This is a genomic window from Achromobacter dolens (genome assembly GCF_902859745.1).
Lineage (GTDB): Bacteria > Pseudomonadota > Gammaproteobacteria > Burkholderiales > Burkholderiaceae_B > Achromobacter > Achromobacter dolens.
In genome coordinates this window covers 39,998-60,273 of record NZ_CADIJW010000021.1, presented here as the reverse complement: position 1 = coordinate 60,273, position 20,276 = coordinate 39,998, and the positions used below count along the sequence as shown (strand labels likewise).

General features: G+C 66.7%; 16 protein-coding genes. 11 read left to right on the top strand and 5 right to left on the bottom strand.

Going from position 1 to position 20,276, the window contains the following annotated elements:
- Window positions 1-31 precede the first annotated feature (31 nt).
- From HV783_RS16285 to HV783_RS16270, 4 genes are read right to left on the bottom strand one after another with little or no spacing between them, the layout of a single operon-like run.
- Window positions 32-1,342 carry an MFS transporter gene (locus HV783_RS16285; protein ID WP_175189479.1) on the bottom strand — a complete coding sequence of 437 codons (1,311 nt, stop codon included), beginning with the start codon at window positions 1,340-1,342 and terminating at the stop codon, window positions 32-34.
- Window positions 1,343-1,374: 32 nt separating this feature from the next.
- The gene (gene dgoD, locus HV783_RS16280) at window positions 1,375-2,523 is read right to left on the bottom strand and encodes a galactonate dehydratase (protein WP_006391563.1); all 1,149 of its coding nucleotides are present in this window, start codon (window positions 2,521-2,523) and stop codon (window positions 1,375-1,377) included.
- Window positions 2,520-3,173, bottom strand: a complete 654-nt coding sequence (locus HV783_RS16275) for a 2-dehydro-3-deoxy-6-phosphogalactonate aldolase (protein WP_175189478.1) — start codon at window positions 3,171-3,173, stop codon at window positions 2,520-2,522. Before HV783_RS16275 ends, dgoD begins: the two co-directional genes overlap by 4 nt.
- Window positions 3,170-4,186 carry a 2-dehydro-3-deoxygalactonokinase gene (locus HV783_RS16270; RefSeq protein WP_175189477.1) on the bottom strand — a complete coding sequence of 339 codons (1,017 nt, stop codon included), beginning with the start codon at window positions 4,184-4,186 and terminating at the stop codon, window positions 3,170-3,172. The genes HV783_RS16275 and HV783_RS16270 overlap by 4 nt, the downstream gene beginning before the upstream one ends.
- 249 nt (window positions 4,187-4,435) lie before the next feature.
- Here HV783_RS16270 and HV783_RS16265 point away from each other — a divergent pair, with 249 nt between their 5' ends.
- The 10 genes from HV783_RS16265 (at window position 4,436) to HV783_RS16220 (ending at window position 17,611) form a co-directional block, all read left to right on the top strand.
- On the top strand, window positions 4,436-5,266 hold the full coding sequence (locus HV783_RS16265) for an IclR family transcriptional regulator (RefSeq protein ID WP_054500562.1): 831 nt from the start codon (window positions 4,436-4,438) through the stop codon (window positions 5,264-5,266).
- 191 nt (window positions 5,267-5,457) lie between these two features.
- Window positions 5,458-5,967 carry an RNA polymerase sigma factor gene (locus HV783_RS16260; RefSeq protein WP_054500563.1) on the top strand — a complete coding sequence of 170 codons (510 nt, stop codon included), beginning with the start codon at window positions 5,458-5,460 and terminating at the stop codon, window positions 5,965-5,967.
- 70 nt (window positions 5,968-6,037) lie between these two features.
- Window positions 6,038-7,057, top strand: coding sequence for a FecR family protein (locus HV783_RS16255; protein ID WP_175143418.1), 1,020 nt, complete (start codon window positions 6,038-6,040; stop codon window positions 7,055-7,057).
- Window positions 7,058-7,191: 134 nt separating this feature from the next.
- Window positions 7,192-7,452: a helix-turn-helix domain-containing protein gene (locus tag HV783_RS16250; RefSeq protein ID WP_049076396.1), complete on the top strand. Its 261-nt coding sequence runs from the start codon at window positions 7,192-7,194 to the stop codon at window positions 7,450-7,452.
- Window positions 7,453-7,455: 3 nt separating this feature from the next.
- Window positions 7,456-8,811 (top strand): type II toxin-antitoxin system HipA family toxin, encoded by a 1,356-nt coding sequence (locus tag HV783_RS16245; RefSeq protein ID WP_175189476.1) that lies wholly within the window; start codon window positions 7,456-7,458, stop codon window positions 8,809-8,811.
- A gap of 197 nt (window positions 8,812-9,008) precedes the next feature.
- Window positions 9,009-12,107 (top strand): TonB-dependent hemoglobin/transferrin/lactoferrin family receptor, encoded by a 3,099-nt coding sequence (locus tag HV783_RS16240; protein WP_254603911.1) that lies wholly within the window; start codon window positions 9,009-9,011, stop codon window positions 12,105-12,107.
- A 140-nt stretch (window positions 12,108-12,247) separates the two neighbouring features.
- A complete protein-coding gene (locus HV783_RS16235; protein WP_054500566.1) occupies window positions 12,248-12,853 on the top strand; it encodes a heme acquisition protein HasA in 606 nt (201 codons plus the stop codon).
- A 131-nt stretch (window positions 12,854-12,984) separates the two neighbouring features.
- On the top strand, window positions 12,985-14,907 hold the full coding sequence (locus HV783_RS16230; protein ID WP_175189475.1) for a type I secretion system permease/ATPase: 1,923 nt from the start codon (window positions 12,985-12,987) through the stop codon (window positions 14,905-14,907).
- Window positions 14,904-16,256 carry an HlyD family type I secretion periplasmic adaptor subunit gene (locus tag HV783_RS16225; protein WP_175143421.1) on the top strand — a complete coding sequence of 451 codons (1,353 nt, stop codon included), beginning with the start codon at window positions 14,904-14,906 and terminating at the stop codon, window positions 16,254-16,256. The genes HV783_RS16230 and HV783_RS16225 overlap by 4 nt, the downstream gene beginning before the upstream one ends.
- On the top strand, window positions 16,253-17,611 hold the full coding sequence (locus HV783_RS16220; protein WP_144655603.1) for a TolC family outer membrane protein: 1,359 nt from the start codon (window positions 16,253-16,255) through the stop codon (window positions 17,609-17,611). Before HV783_RS16225 ends, HV783_RS16220 begins: the two co-directional genes overlap by 4 nt.
- Before the next feature lie 154 nt (window positions 17,612-17,765).
- Here HV783_RS16220 and HV783_RS16215 read toward each other — a convergent pair whose 3' ends face one another.
- Window positions 17,766-18,701 carry a LysR family transcriptional regulator gene (locus HV783_RS16215; protein WP_082401801.1) on the bottom strand — a complete coding sequence of 312 codons (936 nt, stop codon included), beginning with the start codon at window positions 18,699-18,701 and terminating at the stop codon, window positions 17,766-17,768.
- Window positions 18,702-18,798: 97 nt separating this feature from the next.
- Here HV783_RS16215 and HV783_RS16210 point away from each other — a divergent pair, with 97 nt between their 5' ends.
- Window positions 18,799-20,274 (top strand): aldehyde dehydrogenase, encoded by a 1,476-nt coding sequence (locus HV783_RS16210; RefSeq protein WP_175189474.1) that lies wholly within the window; start codon window positions 18,799-18,801, stop codon window positions 20,272-20,274.
- Window positions 20,275-20,276: the final 2 nt, after the last annotated feature.

Here is a 20,276-nt window from a genome sequence, read left to right as displayed (position 1 = left end):
CGGTTGCGGTGCGGCGGCGACGCCGCGCGGATCAGGCCTCGATCCGCTCCACCTTGCCCACCAGCAGGATGTACGACAGCGCGCCCAGCAGCGCCAGCGACGACACATACACGATGGCCGGCGCGAAGCTGTCCTTCGACACCAGAAAGCCAATCACGATCGGCGTGCAGATCGACGACAGGTTGCCCACGAAGTTGAACACCCCGCCGGTCAGCCCCAGCAGCCGCACCGGCGCCAGCGCCGACACCAGCGACCACGTGATCGACGCCAGGCCGTTGCCGAAGAATGCCAGCGCCAGGAAGAAGATCACCCATGGCGTCGAGTCGGTGAAGTTGGCGCCGATCATCGACGTCGAGATCAGCAGCCCCAGGATGATCGGCAGCTTGCGCGCCAGGCCCACGGTGGCGCCGCGGCGGATCAGGAAGTCCGACAGCACCCCCGAGCACAGCACGCCGATGAACGCCGCCAGGAACGGCACCGACGCCAGGAAGCCCGACTTGATGAAGTCCATGCCGCGGTACTTCACCAGATAGGTGGGGAACCACGTCAGGAAGAACCACAGCGTCGAGGTCAGGCAGAACTGGCCCAGGTACACGCCCCACAGCTTGCGCTGGCTCATCACCAGGCCCAGGTCGTTCCAGTTGAACGGCGCCTTCTTCTCGGTGACGCGCTTGTCCAGGTCGACCACGCCGCCGCCCTTCTGGATCAGCTCGATTTCGGCCGCGTTGGCGCCCTTGAACTGACGCGGTTCACGGTAGATCAGGTACCACAGCACGCCCCAGACGATGCCCAGCAGGCCGGTGCTGACGAACACCATGTGCCAGCCGTAGTGGTGCTGCAGCCAGGCCAGCACCGGCGTCAGGAACGCCAGGCCGACGAACTGGCCCGAGGTGTAGAAGCCGATGGCGGTGGCGCGTTCCTTTTCCGGGAACCAGGTCGTGACGACGCGGTTGTTGATCGGATAGGCCGGGGCCTCCAGCGCGCCCACGGCCAGGCGCAGCACGAACAGGATCACGAAACTGCCGGCAAAGCCCATGAAGAACGTCGCCGCCGACCACAGGATCAGCGCGGCCGCGTACAGCACGCGCGGCGACACGCGGTCCACCAGCCAGCCGCCGGGGATCTGCATGGCGGCGTAGGTCCAGCCGAACGCCGACAGGATCAGGCCTTCGTGCACCGTGTCCAGGCCGAACTCGTCCTTGAGCGCGGGCGCGGCGATGGACAGGTTGCTGCGGTCCAGGTAGTTGATGACGACGGTGATGAACAGCATCACCATGATGAGATAGCGGCTGCGCGTCGGCCGCTGGGCGCTTTGCAGGCCCGGGTGGATGGCGGTGGTCAAGGGGGTCTCCTCTTTCGCTTTTTTCTACCGGCTTACCACTCGGCGAAGCTGCCGTCGGCGTGGCGCCAGATCGGGTTGCGCCAGCGGTGGCCCACCGCCGCGCGTTCTTTCACGTATTCCTCGTTGACCTCGATGCCCAGGCCGGGGCCCTGCGGAATCGCGACCATGCCGTTCTCGTAGGCGAACACCTCGCGGTTGCTGACGTAGTCCAGCAGATCGTTGGCGGCGTTGTAGTGGATGCCCAGGCTCTGTTCCTGGATGAAGGCGTTGTAGCAACCGGCGTCGATCTGCAGGCAGGTGGCCAGCGCGATCGGGCCCAGCGGGCAGTGCAGCGCCAGCGCCACGTCGTAGGCCTCGGCCATGGCGGCGATCTTGCGCGTTTCGGTGATGCCGCCGGCATGCGACGGGTCCGGCTGGATAATGTCGACGTAGCCGTCGGCCAGCACGCGCTTGAAGTCCCAGCGCGAGAACAGGCGCTCGCCCAGCGCGATCGGCGTGGACGTCAGCGGCGCCAGTTCCTTCAGCGCCTCGTAGTGTTCGCTCAGCACCGGCTCTTCGATGAACATCAGCTTGAACGGGTCCAGTTCCTTCATCAGCACCTTGGCCATCGGCTTGTGCACGCGGCCGTGGAAGTCGACGCCGATGCCGACGTTGGGGCCGACCGCATCGCGCACGGCGGCCACGTTCTCCAGGCACTTCTCGACCTTGTCGAACGAATCGATGTACTGCAGTTCCTCGGTGCCGTTCATCTTGACGGCCGTGAAGCCACGCTCGACCGCGCCCTTGGCGGCCGCGGCGGTGTCGGCGGGTCGGTCGCCGCCGATCCACGAATACACGCGGATGCGGTCGCGCACGTTGCCGCCCAGCAGTTGCGACACGGGCACGCCCAAGTCCTTGCCCTTGATGTCCCACAGCGCCTGGTCGATGCCGGCCAGCGCGCTCATGTGGATGGCGCCGCCGCGGTAGAAGCCGCCGCGGTACAGCACGGTCCAGTGGTCCTCGATGTTGCGCGGGTCCTTGCCGATCAGGTAGTCCGACAGTTCCTCGACGGCGGCGGCCACGGAATGAGCGCGGCCTTCCACCACGGGTTCACCCCAGCCGACGATGCCGGCGTCGGTTTCGATCTTCAGGAAGCACCACCGCGGCGGCACGATGTAGGTAGTGAGCTTGGTGATCTTCATGCTTGGGTCTCCTGGGCGGGATAGGCGCGTTGCCAGGCGGCGATGAAAGCGCGCGCGTTCTGGCCGACTTCGGTGGCCGACAGGCCGGGTTTGTACAAGGCGGAGCCCAGGCCGAAGCCGCTGGCGCCCGCCTGGGCGTAAGTGGAAAGGTTGTCGGGGGTGATGCCGCCCACCGGCACCAGCGCGATCGGCGGGCGCATCACCGCGCGCCAGGCCTTGAGCACGGCCGGGCCGAGCTGTTCGGCGGGGAACATCTTGAGCACGTCGGCGCCGGCGGCCAGCGCGGCGAAGGCTTCGGTCGGCGTGGCCACGCCGGGGCACGAGGCCAGGCCGGCGGCCTTGGCCGCGCGCACCACGGCCAGGTCGCTGTGCGGCATGACGATCAGTTCGCCGCCTGCGTCCTTGATGCGCGCCACGTCATCGGGGTTCAGCACCGTGCCGGCGCCCACCAGGCAGTCGGCCGGCAGCGCGTCGCGCATGGCGCGGATGCTGGCCAGCGGTTCCGGCGAATTCAGCGGCACCTCGATCAGGCGAAAGCCCCCCTCGTACAGCGCTTGCGCGACGGGCACGGCCTCGGCGGGCGTGATGCCGCGCAGGATGGCGATCAGGCCGCAATGGGCCATGGCGGTTTGCAGTCCGGTATGGGTCATGATGTGGTCTCGGAAGAAGAGGGGGCGGGCACCAGCCCGGCGGAAACCGCCAGGTGCCACAGGCCGCGTTCGGTGGCGTGTTGCGCCAGTCGCGGCGTGCCCAGGCCGTAGTGCCGCAGCGCCAGGATGTAGCGCTGGCACAGCGCGTCGTCGCCGCACAGCACGATGCGCGGCAGCTCGCCCTGCAGCCGCAGCATGTCGGCCAGCGCGGAAATCTCATGGCCGATCAGCAGGCCCGACAGGTAATCGGCCTGCGACACGCCGGCCAGTTCGCCGGTCAGCCCCAGCGCGCGGGTGCTGAAGATCGTCGACAGCACGCCGGCGCGGCCGGCCGGCACGCCAGCCACCTTCAGGCCGCGCTCGAAGGCCGCCATGTCGGACGCCGGCGCCTCGACCATGGTGCGGCCCAGGATGGTGTGGCCGCGCAGCGCGGCGTAAACCTCGCCGGTCATGAAGGTGTCGAAATGCGTGACCTGGCCGCGGCGCGCGTTGACCCATTTCGAATGGGTGCCGGGCAAGCCGATCAGCACGCTGTCGGCGGGGTCGTCGGCCTGGTCGAACAGCACGCCGAATACCTGCGTTTCTTCGCCACGCATGACGTTGGGCAGGCCATGCCGCTGGATCAGGCCCGGCACGATGTGCACGGGCGTGGCGCCGTTGCGCTCGACGCGGGTCAGCAGGGTGCCGATGCGTTCCAGGGCCACCGGCACGTCCAGGTAGGCGGCTTCCCGCCAGCCTTGCGCGCTGCCGACCATGCCGCAAGCGATCACGGGAAGATGGGGCTCTGCCCGCAGCCAGTCGCCGCAGGCCTGCTCGAACGCCAGTTCGAAGCCCGATTGGCCACTGGGCGTGGCGGCGCCGTCCTGCAAGGCTTGCGGCAGGCGCATGATGCCCCACGGCAGATGGCGGGTATCCAGCGTGCGGCCGGCGCCATCGAGGCGGTAGGCGCGCAACGAAGAGGTGCCCCAGTCCAGCGCTATGAGAGCCGCGCGGGCAGGCGATCCGGTTGTCATCAGAATCTGTCTCGTCTCGGGCCGGCGGCGCGCTGGGCGCGCGGGCGCGCGCATTCGCGGCGTACGCGGCAGTCAGGGGCTGGCCAGCCTTGTTGTCGTCAGGCCCGCGACGGCGCCGGGGCGGCGGCGGACGGGCTGGGAAAAATTCTAGATCAGCGCTTGAAAAATCTCAAAATATAGAATTAAATCCCATATATAGGGAATTAATTTCCCGTTCGCCAATCCCGATTTCCAGCCCCTGTTCCCTCCATGTCCGATTCCTCCCCCGCCTACGATCCCGACGCCGCGGCCCCCGCCGGCACGCAGACCCTGATGCGCGGATTGGGCGTGATCCAGGCCGTGGCCGCGGGCGCGCGCGACCTCAAGGACATCTGCGCCCACATTGGCGTGGCGCGCAGCACCACGCACAGGCTCGCCAGTTGCCTGGTGCAGGAGCGCTACCTGCGCTCGCTTCCCGGCGTCGGCTACGTGCTGGGCCCCAAGCTGATCGAACTCGGCTTCCAGGCGCGCGAAGCCTTTCCCATGGCGACGCTGGCGCGTCCGTACCTGGACGGCCTGGCCGCCGAGACCGGCGACACCATCCATCTGGCGGTGCGCGACAACGACGAAGTGCTGTACCTGGAAAAGATCCCCGGCAAGAAGGGCCTGGAGATGCGCTCGCGCGTCGGCCACCGCATGCCATTGGCCGCCACCGGCGTCGGCAAGGCGCTACTGCTGGATGCCGACGAACCGCAATGGAAGGCGTTGCATCGCGTCGGCGCGCCGGTATCCTCGCGCGCGCCGGGCGGCCGCCAGACCTGGGAAGCCTTCCGCGACCGCATGCGCGACTACGCGGCCAACGGCTACGCCTTCGACCTGGAAGACAACGAACCCTCGATCCGCTGCGTGGCGGCGCCGGTGCGCGACGCTTCCAGCGGCATCGTCGCCGCCATCAGCGTGTCCAGCACGGTGCCGTACATGTCGTTGGAACGCATGAACGAGATGGTCGACGTGGTCAAGGACGCGGCGGCGCGCATCTCCGCCGAGCTGGGCTGGAAGGTGCAGGGCGGGCCCGCCAAGACGCGCGACGCCGGCACATAACGCGTCGCGCTGGCAAAAAAAGGGCGACCTCGTCACATGACGCGGGCTGTCCGCCGGCGCCGCCGGCATCGGTCAAATCTCCGACCAATCCATATGCCGCCGCGACCGGCGGGACGCCCTATCGGTGCTAGTCTCTCGCTCAATCATCAATGACGCTCATCACGATTGAGTAGATTCCCGGCGACGAGCAAGTGGCGCCCCAACCTGATGTCGAGCGCCTGTATGCCGCCCATGCCGAGCGGCTGCGCCGTTACCTGTTCCTGAAGACCGGCGAAGCCGAACTCAGCGCCGATCTGGTGCAGGACTGCTTCGCGCGGCTCCTGGCCCACCACGAAGACCTCCCGCCGGACGACAGCGCGCTGGCCTACCTCTACGCCATCGTCAATCGCCTGCTCATCGACCATCGCCGCAATCACCATCAATCCCGCACCGACATGGCGGCGGATGACCTGCTGGAGGACGTGCGCGATCCGCGCACCGCGCCCGACGTGCATGCGCACGTGCGCCGGCAACTGGCGCGTCTGGCCGCGACGCTGGCCGAACTGCCACCGCGCACGCGGCAGATTTTCAGACTCTGCCGCGTCGAGGGCCTGAGCCATGCGGAGGCCGCGCGCTATCTGGATATCTCGCCCAGTTCGGTGCAGAAGCACCTGGCCATGGCCCTTGAACTGATGCGTGAACGCCTGGGGCGCGATCCGTAAGCCTGCGCAATGAACGTGCGCTCTGGCCACTTTTTTTACTGTCTTTCGCGTCTGGCCCGTTATCCCTTTCATGAAGATCCCATCACGTATCCATCGCGAACGACGCCTGCGTCGCCAGGCCAGCCTGTGGGCCGTGCGCCTGGAGGCCGGCGCGCTCACCCGAGCTGAACGACGCCGCCTCGATCATTGGCTGGCGCGCGACGCGCGCCACGGCCCGGCCCTGGCCGATGCCGAAATGACCTGGGCCCTGGCCGGCCCCTGCCGCGATGCGCCCTCGCTCGCGCAGCCGGCGCCGACGGCGCGGCGCTTCTCCTGGCGTGCCTGTGCCGAGGCATGGTGCCGAGCGCATCTCATGGCGCCCCGACGGCGCGCGTTTGCGCTGGCTTGCGCGGCTTTGGTCGTCGCCGGCACGATCAATGGGCCGGACCTCATCGAACCCTGGTTGGTCGACTATCGCACCGACGTCGGCGAAATCCGTTCCGTGGCGTTGCCCGATGGCAGCCGCGTATTGCTGGGCAGCAACAGCGCGCTCGATGTGGAATACGACGCTTCGATCCGTCGGGTGCGCCTGCTGCGCGGCGAAGCGGTGTTCTCGCCGGCGCCTACGGGGGCGGCCGAGCCGCGCAGGTTCGTGGTGGAGAGCGCGGGCGCCAGCATGACCGCGCTGGGCACGCGCTACGCCGTGCGGCGCCAGGACGCCGGCCACGGCTGGATGGGCGTATTGCAGCATCGTGTCGCGCTCCTGATGGATCGCCCACCCACTGCTGGCGTTGCCCACGCGGCGCTGACAGCCGGCGACAGCGCCACCTTCAGCCACGCCGCCGGCATCGCGCGCAGCCCCGTCGCACCCGCGCGCGGGGCCGCCTGGGCCGACGGCTATCTCATTTTCGACGGCGAACCCCTGGAGCAGGTCCTGCAACGCATCGGCGATTTCCGGCGGGGCCAGTTGATCCTGGCGAACCGCGCCGCGGCGCGCAGACCGGTGCATGCGCTGTTTCACCTGGATAACCTGGACGGCGCGCTGGCCACGCTCTGTAGCGAGCTGCGGCTCACGTGGCTGCGGCTGCCGGGGGTGACACTGCTGTACTGAATTCTCGAATACAAATCATGTGCTGTAAATCCAAAAAACAAATCATGATTTGTATGTGTGAAATACAGCCTATATTGCGTATACGCCATTTACAGCCTATGCTTTGTAAACCTGAAAAACAGCGTGAGACGTGTATGGCCGACTACACCGTACGCACCGCGGAGCAATTGCCGGCATTGCTTCAGGCATTCCGAAAAAAGGCCGGGCTGACCCAGGCCGCCGCTGCTTTGCGGCTGGGTATCACGCAACAGACGCTTTCCGCCTTGGAGCGCAATGCGGAAAAGGTCGGTGCGGATCGGCTCCTGCAATTGCTGAGCATCCTGGGCGTGGAACTGGTGTTGCGCGAACCCGATGAACCGCCGGCAAGCCGGCAGGTGTCCGATCAGGACTGGTGAGCCATGGGACGTCGCTCGCACACACAGTCCCTGCACCTCTGGATGAATGGCGCCATGGTCGGCACCTGGAGCGTGCAGCCCCGCGCCGGCGACATCCTGCAATACGCCGACGCCTGGGTCAGCGCCGATCAAGGCAGGCCGCTCTCGCTGTCGCTTCCCTTCACGCCCGGCAACCCGCCGCATCGCGGGGAAGCGGTTCGCACCTACTTTGAGAACCTGCTGCCCGACAGCCGGCAAATCCGCGAGCGTGTCGCGCGGCGATTCCATGCGACCGCAACCGATGCGTTCACGCTGCTTGCCGAAGTGGGCCGTGATTGCGCGGGCGCATTGCAGGTGCTGCCTGATGCCACGCCGCCCCAGGACGCGCGCGTGCTTAACGCGACGCCGCTGAGCGAGGCCGAAGTGGCGCAAGTACTGCGCAACACCCTTGCGCCGACGCCCTTCGGCGGCGCCGGCGCCACCGATACCGACGACTTCCGCAATTCCATCGCGGGCGCCCAGGAGAAGACGGCTTTGCTGTGGTTCGATGGTCGATGGTGTCTGCCACATGGCGCGACCCCGACCTCGCACATCCTCAAAATGCCCTTGGGTCGGGTCGGCAATCTTCAGTACGACATGAGCGACTCGGTCGAGAACGAATGGTTATGCTCGGAGATCCTGCGCGCCTACGGCCTGCCGGTGGCGCGCACGCAACCGCTGTTGTTCGAGGACATGAAAGTGCTGGCCGTCGAGCGCTTCGACCGGCGCTGGGCCCGTCGGTCGACGGGGCAACCTTGGCTGCTGCGGCTGCCGCAGGAAGACATGTGCCAGGCGACGGGCACACCGCCGCATCTTAAATACGAGGCGGATGGCGGGCCGGGCATGGGGCCCATCATGAGGCTGCTGTCCACGTCCCTGGACCCTGACCGTGATCGGCGGATCTTCTTTCAGGCACAGGTTATCTTCTGGATGCTGCGCGCCACGGATGGGCACGCCAAGAATTTCAGCATCTTCCTGCGCCCGGGCGGCGCTTACGAGCTTGCGCCGCTCTACGATGTGCTGTCCGCCTACCCCGTCATGGGAGCGCGCGCGAATCAGCTGTCGCCGTTCAAGGCAAGAATGGCCATGGCCGTGCGCACCAGGAATCCGCACTGGAAGATGCAGGACATTCAACGCAGGCACTGGGTGGCGCTGGGCGCCGAGCATGGCGTCGTCACGCCGGACGGGCGCGACGCGCGTTTCGTGATCGACGACCTGGTCGCCCGGACCGGGCAGGTGATACGCACCGTCAGCGAACTGATTCCAACCGGATTTCCCGAAGCGCTCGCGGACAGCATTCTCGGCGGGCTGCAAGCCGCGGCGGAAAAACTGGCTGGGTAATCACCGGCCGCCGCGAGATACGCTTGGCCCGGATGCACGGCCCTGAGTAAGACGAAGTCAGGACGCCTTCGCACCGCTCTCCCTCTGGGAACTGCCTTTTTCGAACTTTTTTTACTGAACTTCGATTCTCAAACGTTAATGGTAATGATGCGCGTTTGCATCATAGGCAACCAGAGACGAAAGTGAAGAGAAGACAGGTGACGTTCCGTATTGTGAGTCGGATGCTGGCCGCGGGCGCGTTGGCGCTGCCGTGCGTGTCCATGGCGCAAACCCAGGAGCGTGCCGCGGGCATGGCGGAGCCCGCCGATCGGAAGGACGATGAACGTCAACGGACGTTCGTTTTCGACATCCCGGCTCAAGCGATGGCGCAGGCCGTGCTGGCATTCGCGCGTCAGGCTGGCGTTGACCTGTACATGAACGACGTCGATTTGTCGGCCTACACCAGTGTCCCCCTCAAAGGCAGCTTCAACGTCGAGACCGGCCTGACCCGGTTGCTGGGAAACAGTCCTATCGGCTACCGCTATCGCCGGACCGCGGGCGCTGTCCGACCGAACGTGCAACTGGTCGACAACGGTCCCGGCGCGCGTGCGCGGGTGTACTCGATGGCGCCCGTTGTGGTGCGCGGCAACGATGTCAACGAGCGCGTCTATCAGGCCCCCCGCGCCGTCAGCATCGTCACGCGTGAAGAAATGGACCGCGTGCCGGTGCGCCACGCCGCCGAACTCATCCAGGACACCCCCGGCGTCGCCAGCGCCGTCAACCGCCAGAACCCCGGTCTGTCGATCAACATCCGCGGCATGCAGGACTTCGGCCGCGTCAACATGATGATCGACGGCATGCGCCAGGATTTCGTGCAGAACGGGCACATGCAACGCAATGGAGAAATGTATGTCGATTCGGAACTCCTGTCCGAGGCCGTGGTAGAGCGAGGCGTGGTGCGTGGGGTGCATGCCACCGGCGCGATGGCGGGAAGCGTGGATTTCCGCACGCTGGATTTTGGGGATGTGCTGCGCGAAGGCAGGGATATCGGGCTGAAGCTGCGCGGCACGTCCGGGATGGGATACCAGGGGAACGGGGTCAATTTCATCGGCAGCGCGGCGGGCGCGGCGCGCGCGGGTGAGAACCTGGAAGTGATGGCGGCGGTGTCGCGGCGGTCGATCGGGGATTATCGGATTGGCGCGCGCGGAGGTATCGAGGGCCAGAATTCAGTGTGGTTCAACGGCGGAAAGATCGAATTCAACGATGTGAAGTTCGCCGCTCAAGAACAGGACTCCGGTCTGTTCAAGGCACGCTGGAAACTGAGTGATGATCAGTCGCTGTTGTTCAGCTACGTCGGCACGCGAGTCGGATACTCCTACACCACTGATGCCGACACGTCAGCACAGGAGAGCGGCACTCCTTGGCGCAAGATGGGAACTTCGAAGGCCCAGTCAAACAGCTTCGCCCTCGATTACAAAATCAAGCCGGCCGACAACCCTCTACTTGATCTGAAAGTGAAGGCATATGGCGTCGAAACAAATGTTGAGAATTACACGACGCCAACCTATCCCTTCTCCAGGTTTGATGGCGAGTTCACAGACGCAGCAAAGATCCGAGAGAATATTGACAATGAGTATTGGGATAGCGGCGCTTGCGAGAAGCCCGATAAAACTCCCTACGCGCTTGACGTTTGCAGACAGTACGGTGTGGGCCGAAATAATCGACTGTCTACCAAGACCCAAGGATTTCAGCTCGACAACACATCGCGTTTCGTGTTCGGGGCGACAACGCTCAGTGCCAACTACGGCGTAGAGTATTTCACTGACCATACAACTTCGAACCAGCGCTGGAATCACGACGGTCGCGAGGTGCGCCCCATTGGCACTACGGGCAAGGATGCCCTCAATCCCCAAGGCCGTCGCAGCATGGGCAGCATCTTCACAGAGCTGAAGCTGGAGGACGATTTCTTCACCATATCCGCCAGCCTTCGTTACGAGCGCTACCGCCTCAAGGGTAAGACGCAAGTTCCCGGAAAGCAGACCGTCCACCTTTCCAGGCTCGACAAATTTGCAAAAGAAATGTGCGCTTATGGCGCCTTTCCAGGCCTGGCACCCAACGAAAACCCGCGCAGCCAAGTTCAATCTGTTTACGGGCCAGGCTGCCGTTTGGCGTTGGCTGGCGACGAATCGGCCATCGCTGCTTGGTGGGCCGATGTGCCGACGTACGTCGACCAACGTGGAAGAACGAAGAACTTCTACATACCTGGCGGGCGTAGATCCTCTGACTACGAAAAGGAGTTTCAGCCTGAAGACCTCGACGACCAGAACGCCTTGTATGACTACGACGTGAGTCGCAGTGCCGGGATGCTGTTGCCCGCGTTGTCCGGAGCGATTCGGCCAACCAATTGGCTGGAAGTGTACGGTAGCTGGGGCAAGTCCTGGAGGCCTCCCGCCATCAACGAAATGCTGATGGTGGGCAATCATCCTAGAGATGGATTTGCCTCCATCTACCCCAATCCGAATGCAGAGCCGGAAACCTCCCGGACCTGGGAGGTAGGCGCCAACACCATATTCCAGGACGTCGCGTTGGATGGCGACAGTCTATCGCTAAAGGCGGGCTACTTCGACACGAGGGCGGATAACTACCTTTTTTCGTCCATGGACGTCATTTTGCCCGGCTCCAACCTGGAAAGATTGCCATTGCCCGGCACAACGGCCTTCGTCAACAACCGCAACCGCACAAAGTTCCGCGGATTGGAATTTGAAGGGCGTTATGAGGCTGGCTGGATCTATGGGGGGGCGAGCTATACCCATTATCTAGGCGGCCCCAACAAGTTCTGCGAAGACCTTTACTTCCTGGGGGCTGGCGAAAACAAATTCGACCGCCCGAATGCAGATGGAAGCTATCCGGTCGAGCATCAGAAAGCCCTCGCGCGCGGGTATGAATCGTGGCGAGCTTGGGCTGATGATCAGGTCGTTTGCGACAACTTCGTCTTCAACAGCGCGATCGCCAAGCCGGTGGATAAAGGCACGCTGCTGGTCGGCGTGCGCTTGCTGGAGCGCAAGCTGGATACCGGCGTGAGATTCAACTACAGCGGTGAAGGTTGGTACAACCGCGATTCTGGTGGCTCCCAGGTTTGGTTCAAGTACACGACTTGGGACTGGTATGCCAGTTATCAAGCCAATGACAACGTCAAGCTTATGGCGTCAGTCGAGAACATCACCAATCGAATGTATGTCGACGGATATTCCGATGCGATGGCACGCACATTCGCGCCGGGGCGCTCCGTTGCGTTGGGCATGGAGGTTCGCTTTTAGGCAAGTAATCGCTCGGGTGGGCGAATGCCTTTCCCGAGAAAGGGACATGCGGATTTTTCGCATGTGCGACGTACACACAGTGCGGCGCTTTTTTGGGTCGGGGATTCACCCCGGCAATTGGTAATAAACGGAGCATGACAATGTCTGCACAAGTAAGCTTTATCGATATCAGCCACCTTCCCACGGGTATCACAACGGAGAGTTCGTTGGAGCTCATGCTGGACGCGTTCCAGAATGGAGGGGTTGCCGGTGAGCACACCAGCGTCCCCAATAAGGGCGGATTCTTCGGTGGCAACGCCTTCAACGGCACCGACTATGGCTATGTCAGCAAAACGGTCGCCAACTACGCCTTCGTGGCTTCGGGTGATCTGCACTACTTCTTCCCTCCTTACAGCGGCCACGCAGGTGACGGCCCGACCGCGCACACAGTGTGGGGTTCATTGGATTCCATCACCCTGGGCGGTGGCCTGGACGGAGCCGGACATGTGGTCGATCCGCTCATTACGTTTACTTTCGATCAGCCTATCGAGGGCGACGTTGCCGATGGACGAGGCAACGAAGTGCATGACATCGTTTGGGGCCTGATGAACGGTTCGGTTGTTGGCACACCAGACAAGATCAGCCACATCACGAACGGAGGTTTGGTCGACGCCTTGGAACAGAACGGGATGGATATGCACACCTCCATCGCCGACCTGGTCGCCCACAACTTCGCCACCGAAACCGACCTCGCCCTGGCGGCGTAACCCACCCGTGAGTTTCCCCGCGCTTTCTCGGGCGCGTGGGTCACGGTCGCGGCGGGCCTATCCCCCGTCGCGACCGTCTTTTTGTTTCTTCATTCTGCGTGTCCCGGCAGTCATCCGGGCAAGGAAATTCAATGCAGCAAACCCAGACGCGCGCGGGCGCGGCACAGGGCGCGGACGTCCTGGATATCAAGGCGCTCCTGACGCGCTTTCGCACGGGCTGGTACAGCGTGGCCGCATTCAGTGTCGCCGCCAACCTGCTGATGCTGGCGCCGTCGCTCTACATGCTGCAGGTCTATGACCGCGTGCTGGCGTCCGGCAACGTCTTCACGCTGGTGATGCTGAGCCTGATGATCGTCGGTTTGCTCGCGCTGATGGGCGCGCTGGATTACGCGCGCAGCGCCGTTATCGTTCAGATCGGCGCGCGCTTTGACGCGGCGCTGGCCGGGCGCGTGCACGAAGCGGCGTTCCAGCGCGGCCTGGCGGGCGTGCCCGCCAATGCGGGGCAGGCGGTCAATGACCTGAACACCGTGCGCCAGTTCCTGACCGGCAGCGCGGTGTTCGCGTTTTTCGATGCGCCGTGGTTTCCGCTGTTTCTGCTGGTGATGTTCCTGTTCCATCCCTGGATGGGCACGCTGGCGTTGGCGGGAACCATCATCCTGGTGGCGCTGGCGTGGCTCAACGAGCAGGTGTCGCGCAAGCTGTTGGCCGAGGCGGGCGGGCTGTCGGTGCGGGCCGGGGTGGAGGCCGAAGGGCAACTGCGCAATGCCGAAGCCATTCAGGCCATGGGCATGCTGGACCGGTTGCGCGCGCGCTGGCAGCGGCTGCATGTCGGCTATGTGCGGCGCCAGGGCGTGGCAAGCCAGCGCTCGGCGATGATCGCGAGCCTGTCGAAAACGGTGCGGATGGCGCTGCAATCGCTGGTGCTGGGGCTGGGAGCGTGGCTGGTGCTGCAAAGCCATGTCAGCGCCGGCATGATGATTGCGGGCTCGATCCTGATGGGGCGCGTGCTCAGCCCGATCGATCAGGTGATCGGCGCCTGGCGGCAATGGGCGGGCACGCGGCTGGCGTGGCGGCGCCTGCAGGAGCTGCTGACGACGTATCCGAAGCCGTCGACGGGCCTGACGTTGCCCGACCCGAAGGGCGCATTGCGCTTGGAGGGCGTGACGGTGACGCCGCCGGGCGCGGCGCAGCCGACGCTGGTGAACGTGTCGTTCGCGCTGGAGCCGGGGCAGGTGCTGGGCGTGGTCGGCCCGTCGGGCGCGGGCAAGTCGACTCTGGCCCGATTGGTGGCGGGTGTGTGGCCGGCCCGCCTGGGCACGGCGCGGCTGGATGGAGCCGACCTGAAGCAATGGGAACGCGCGCGGCTGGGGGAGTGGCTGGGCTATGTGCCGCAGGACGTGGAGTTGTTCTCCGGGACCGTGGCCGAGAACATCGCGCGCTTTCCTGGGCCGGACAGCGATGGCGAGGGGTTGGCCCGGCGGGTGATCGACGCGGCGCGGTTGGCCGGCGCGCACGACATGATCCTGGCCCTGCCGCGCGGCTATGACACGCCGTTGGGCGCCGGAGGCCAGGGATTGTCGGGCGGGCAGCGCCAGCGTATCGCGCTGGCGCGGGCGCTGTACGGCACGCCGCGCCTGGTGGTGCTGGATGAGCCCAACGCCAGCCTGGATGACGCGGGCGAGCAGGCCTTGCTCGATGCGCTGGGCCGGCTGCGCGAGATCGGCGCGACGGTGGTGCTGGTGACGCACCGGCCCAAGGTGCTGGCGGCGACGACGCACCTGCTGTTGCTGCGCGATGGCCGCGCGCAGCGCTTCGGCGCCACCCACGACGTGTTGCGGCCGGGGCCCGAGGGGGCGCCCGGGGCGACGCCGTCACCGCCTACGGCATCCGCCGAGCCGGGCGGCCGTGCGGCGACGATGGCCGGCGCGACGGGGACGGCGGCGTCCGGCGTGGCCGGCTCGCCGGCACAGACGCGCCCGGGCGGATCGGCGGCGCAGGTCTATCCGTTGGCCGGTGGCGCGTTTGCGGGGCGAATCCTCGGAGGCAAGGCATGACGGGGCGCGCCGCGGGCAATCGGGTGGTGGTGTTGCGGCCCGAGCTGAACAAGGGCGATATCGGCGCCGTCGAGGGCGATGAGAACGGCGGCTGGTCGGCCCGCTTCGGCTGGTGGGTGCTGGCGCTGGGTTTTGGCGGTTTCCTGGCGTGGGCGGCATGGGCGCCGCTGGACAACGGCGTGGCGATGCCCGGCATCGTCGTCGTGACCGGCGAGCGGCAGGCGGTGGACAGCATCGAGGGCGGCGTGGTGAGCGCCTTGCTGGTGGCCGAAGGCGACCTGGTCCGAGCCGGCCAGGCGCTGGTGCGGCTGGACGACACCCGGGTGCGTGGCGAGGCGCAAAGCCTGCGCGCCCAGCAGGCGGCGGTCATGGCCCGCGAAGCGCGCCTGCTGGCCGAGCGCGATGGGCGGGATGATCTTGCGCCGCCCGATGCCCAAGCGAACGCCGAAGCGGCGGCCGCTTACGCGATGGAGCGCCAACTGTTCGCCAGCCGGCGGGCGGCGCTGGCGGGCGAGCTGGCTGGCATCGACGCGACGCTGGCCGGCAGCCGCGCCCTGGCCGCCGGCCTGGAATCGACGCTGGCGCACAAGCGCACGCAACGCAGCCTGTTGCGGGAACAGGTGGGCAACCTGCGCGATCTGGCGCGCGAAGGCTACGTGCCGCGCAACCGCGTGCTGGATCTGGAGCGCAGCCTGGCGCAACTGGACGGTGACATGGCCTCGGACCGGGGCGCGCTGGGCCAGACCCGCCAGCAGATCGCGGAACTGGCGCTGCGCGGGCAGCAACGCCGCGACGCATTCCAGCGCGAGGTGCGCACAGATCTGGCGGAGACCCGCGTGCAGCGCGAACAGTTGACGCAGAAACTGGCGGCGGCGGAATTCGATCTGGCGCACAGCGAGATCCGCGCGCCGGTCAGCGGCACCGTGGTGGCGCTGGCCGCGCACACCGTCGGTGGCGTGGTGCAGCCGGGTTCGCGCCTGATGGAGATCGTGCCCGAGGACGTGCCGCTGGTGGTCGAGGGGCGCTTGCCGGTGGAGTCCATCGACAAGGTGCGCACGGGCCTGCCGGTCGAGCTGATGTTCACCGCCTTTGATGCCAGCCGCACGCCACGGCTGGAAGGCACTGTGACGCTGGTGTCGGCGGACCGGTTCGATGATGACCGCAATGGTCGTCCCTACTATCGCCTGCGCGCCGATGTGGCGCCGGGTCAGTTGCGCCGCATTGGCGATGCGCCGCTGCGCGCCGGCATGCCGGTAGAGGTGTTCGTGCGCACGGGCGAGCGCTCGCTGCTGAATTATCTGTTCAAGCCCTTGCTCGACCGCGCGCGGCTGGCGTGGGGGGACGCATGAATCGCTGGCGGGGCGCGCGCGCGGCGGCGTGGATGTTGATGGGGGCGCTGTTGCTGCCCGCGATGGGGGCGGCGCAGGCGCTGGATTTTCAGCAGGCGTACACGATGGCGTTGGCGTCCGATCCCACCTGGCAGGCCGCGCGAGCCCGCGAGCGGGCCGATGCGCAGGAAGAGGCGCTGGGGCGCGGCGGCTTGCTGCCGAACCTGAGCTACCACTACAGCGGCGCCCGCAACGTTACGTCGTCGCGCCAGCAGACCCGGTTTGGAACATTGGAGCAACGGTCGCGCTACGCCAGCTCCGCCTCGGGCTTCACGTTGAGCCAGCCGTTGTTCGACGCGGCGGCCTTTGCGCAGTACCGGGCCGGGCGCGAGCGCGCCGAGGCGGCGGGATTGACGTTGCAGCGCGCCCGCCAGGCGCTGGCGGTGCGCGTGCTGCAGGCGTATACCGCCGTGCTCTACGCGCAGCAAGCCTTGGCATTGACGCAGTCCCAGGGCCGTTCGTTGCAGGAGGACGCGCGCCGCAGCGAACGCTTCGTGGCGGCGGGCCAGGGCACGCGCACGGATCAGTTGGAGATCGAGGCGCGCGCCCGAGTGGTGCAGGCGCAGGAGATCGAGGCGCAAGACAAGTTGCGCGATGCGCGCAATGCGCTGGGCGCGATCGTCGGCCCGGCGCTGGCCGAGCAGCCGCTGGCGCCCTTGCGGGCGGCCGCGCTGGCCGGGCTGGCCGTGGAGGGGCGTGACCTGCCGGCGTGGCGCGAGCTGGCGCTGGCAAGCAACCCCGAATTGCTGGCGCAGCGGCACTTGCTGGAAGCCAGCCGCCAGCGCTACGAGGCCGCCCGCGCGGGACATCTGCCGACGGCGAGGCTGGTGGCCCGCAAGCAGTTGACGCATTCCAATGGCGAGAACCAGATCGGGCAGCGCTATGACACCGGTTCGGTGGGTATCGAGGTCAGCATTCCGCTGTATTCCGGGGGGCGCACGTCGGCGGCCAGCGGTCAGGCGCTGGCCGAGCAGGAAGAAGCGCAGCACAAGCTCGATGCCGCCACGTGGGCGTTGCTGGATGACCTGGCGCGGCAGTTCCATACCTTTGCCAGCAGCCGGGAACGCATCGCGGCCTACCGGCAGGCCGCCGAGGCCGCCGCATTGCGCGTGCAGGCCACGCGGCGCAGCGTGCTGGGCGGCGAGCGCACCAACCTGGACGTGCTGGACGCGGAGCGCCAGCGTTTCGAGGCGCTGCGCGAACTGGACCGCGCGCGCTACGACAACCTGTTGGCGTGGCTGACGCTGCGCTGGCAGGCGGGGGTGCTGGACGATGAAGACGTGGCGCGCATCGGCGCGCTGTTCGCGGCGGGCTGAATCCGCGTTTGCACGGAAGCCGCGGCCGAGAAGGCCCCCGCGACCGCGCAACGAGCGCGTGGCAGGCCGCGGCGGCTTGGCGTGGCGCGGTTCGTCATTCGCCGTGCCCGCCTTCCTGGCCGCTTGCGCTGGCTGACAGGCGCGAGCGGCCGGCTCACTTCAGGGGCGGCAACGGCAACAGCCGCCTCGCGATCTGGTCCATGGCCGTTTCCAACTGCGCCGCCAGCGCCTGCGCGGCCGGCGAGAGCGAGCGGTCGCGCCGGTGCAGCAGGCCGATGGCGCGGCGCGCCGAGGCATCGCACAGCGCCGCCGCGCGCAGTCCCGACAGGTTCAATTCCGGCAGCGCCAGGCGCGGCAGCACGCTCACGCCCAGGCCCTGGCGCACCATGCCGGCGGCGGTGCCCATGTTGGTCACGTCATAGCGCAGCGCGGTGGCGGGCGCGCCGGTTTCCTCGCGCACCGCGCGGTCGAACTGCTGGCGCGCGTTCGAGCCTTGCGACAGCAGGATCAGGTCATAGCGCAGCACGTCGCGCCAGTGCAGCGGGCCGCGCTTTTTCTCCAGGGCATGGCCGGCCGGGTAGATGGCGCAGAAGCAATCTTCGGCCAGCGGCGCGAACGACAGGTCCGGCGCCGGCTCGGCCAGCGCGCCGACGGCGAACTCGATCTGGTTGGTGCGCAGCATGGCCACCAGTTCGTCGTTGTGCGCCTCGACCACGCGCACCTTCAGCGCCGGATGCAGTTGGCGCAACGCGCCGACCGCCACGGGCAGCAGCGCCAGCGCGGTCGAGGGCAGGGCGCCCAGGGTGACGTTGCCGCGCCGCACCGCCGCCAGGTCGGCCAGGCTGCGATAGGCTTCCTCCAGGTCGGCAATGGGCCGCTGCGCGCGGGCGTGGAAGTCCTGCCCCGCCGAGGTCAGGCTGATGCTGCGGGTGGTGCGTTCGAACAGGCGCAGGCCCAGCACGTCCTCCAGGTCCTGGATCAGCGCGGTGAACGAGGGCTGCGTCACGCCCAGTTGGTTGGCGGCGTGGGTGAACGAGCCGGTGTCGACCGCCAGCAGGAAGGCCTTGAGCGATCGGTACTTGATATTCATAGCCATAGGCTAAGAATATAAGAAAAATATCGAATTGTGCCTAATAGTCGGCCGGCCGATGATGCGTCTACCGAGACCTCTGGATTGCCCCGACCTTATGCAAGCATCGAGCCCAAAGCCCTTCCGGTTGGGCGCCGAATGGCGCCACGGCCAGGACGGCGACGCCGTCATCACCTCCATCAATCCCGCCGACGGCAGCGTTGCCGGCATTGTCACGCGCGCCTTGCCGCGCGACGTGGATGCCGCCGTCGCCATCGCCTGGGACGCGTTCCAGCGCCAGCCGTGGCGCAAGCTGCGCCCCGACCAGCGCGCCGCCACGCTGTACGAGATCGGCCGGCGCCTGGCCGCCGAACGCGAGCCGCTGGCGCGGCTGCAGATGATCGACAGCGGCAAGCCGTGGAAGGAATGCCTGAACATGGTCGACAGCGCGGCCGGGCATTTCCGCTATTACGCCGCGGTGTGCGAGACCTGGCAGAACGAGATGACCTCGCCGCGCGGCGAGTATTTTTCGATGGCGCTGGCCGAGCCGTTCGGCGTGATCGCGGCCATCACGCCGTGGAACTCGCCCATCATGAACGAGGCGCAGAAGGCCGCGCCAGCGCTGGCGGCCGGCAACGCGGTGCTGCTCAAGCCGTCCGAGGAGACGCCGCAACTGGCGCTGGAACTGGCGCGCATCTGTGCCGAGGCCGGCCTGCCGGAAGGGCTGCTGACGGTGCTGCCGGGCCACGGCGAGGACGTCGGCGCCGCGCTGGTCAAGCATCCCGGCGTGCGCATGGTGTCGTTCACCGGCGGCACCGAAACGGGCCGCGCCATCGGCGGCATTGCCGGCCAGCGCCTGATTCCCGTGGGCCTGGAGCTGGGCGGCAAGTCGCCGCACATCGTGTTCGACGACGCCGACCTGGACCGCGCCGTGGCCGGCGTGGTGTCGGGCATCTTCGGTTCGGCCGGGCAAAGCTGCGTGGCCGGTTCGCGCCTGTTCGTGCAGAAGTCCATCTATGGCCGCTTCATGGAAGCGCTGGTGCAACGCACGCGTCAGGTGCGCGTGGGCCTGCCCGATGACCCGGCCACGCAGATGGGGCCGCTGGTGTCGCGCGCGCATCGCGACAAGGTGGCCGGCTATGTCGACATCGGCCGCGCCGAAGGCGGCCGCGTGCTGGTCGGCGGCGCCGCGCCGGATCGCGCCGAGCTGGCCAACGGCTGGTTCTACCTGCCCACGGTGATCGACGGCCTTGGCAATGGCGCGCGCGTCTGCCAGGAAGAGATCTTCGGGCCGGTGCTGGTGGCGTTGCCGTTCGACGACGAGGACGATGTGATCCGGCAGGCCAACGACACGCCCTTCGGCCTGGCCGCCGGCATGTGGACCGGCGACTATGCCCGCGCCTGGCGCGTGGCGCGCGAGATCGATGCGGGCTCGGTCTGGATCAACACCTATAAGCAATCGCATATCGCCACGCCGTTCGGCGGCTTCAAGGCCAGCGGCATCGGCCGCGAGAAGGGCCTGCATGGCCTGCGACTCTACAGTCAGGTCAAGAGCCTGTACTGGGGCATGCACAATCAACCGATGGGACTGTGAAT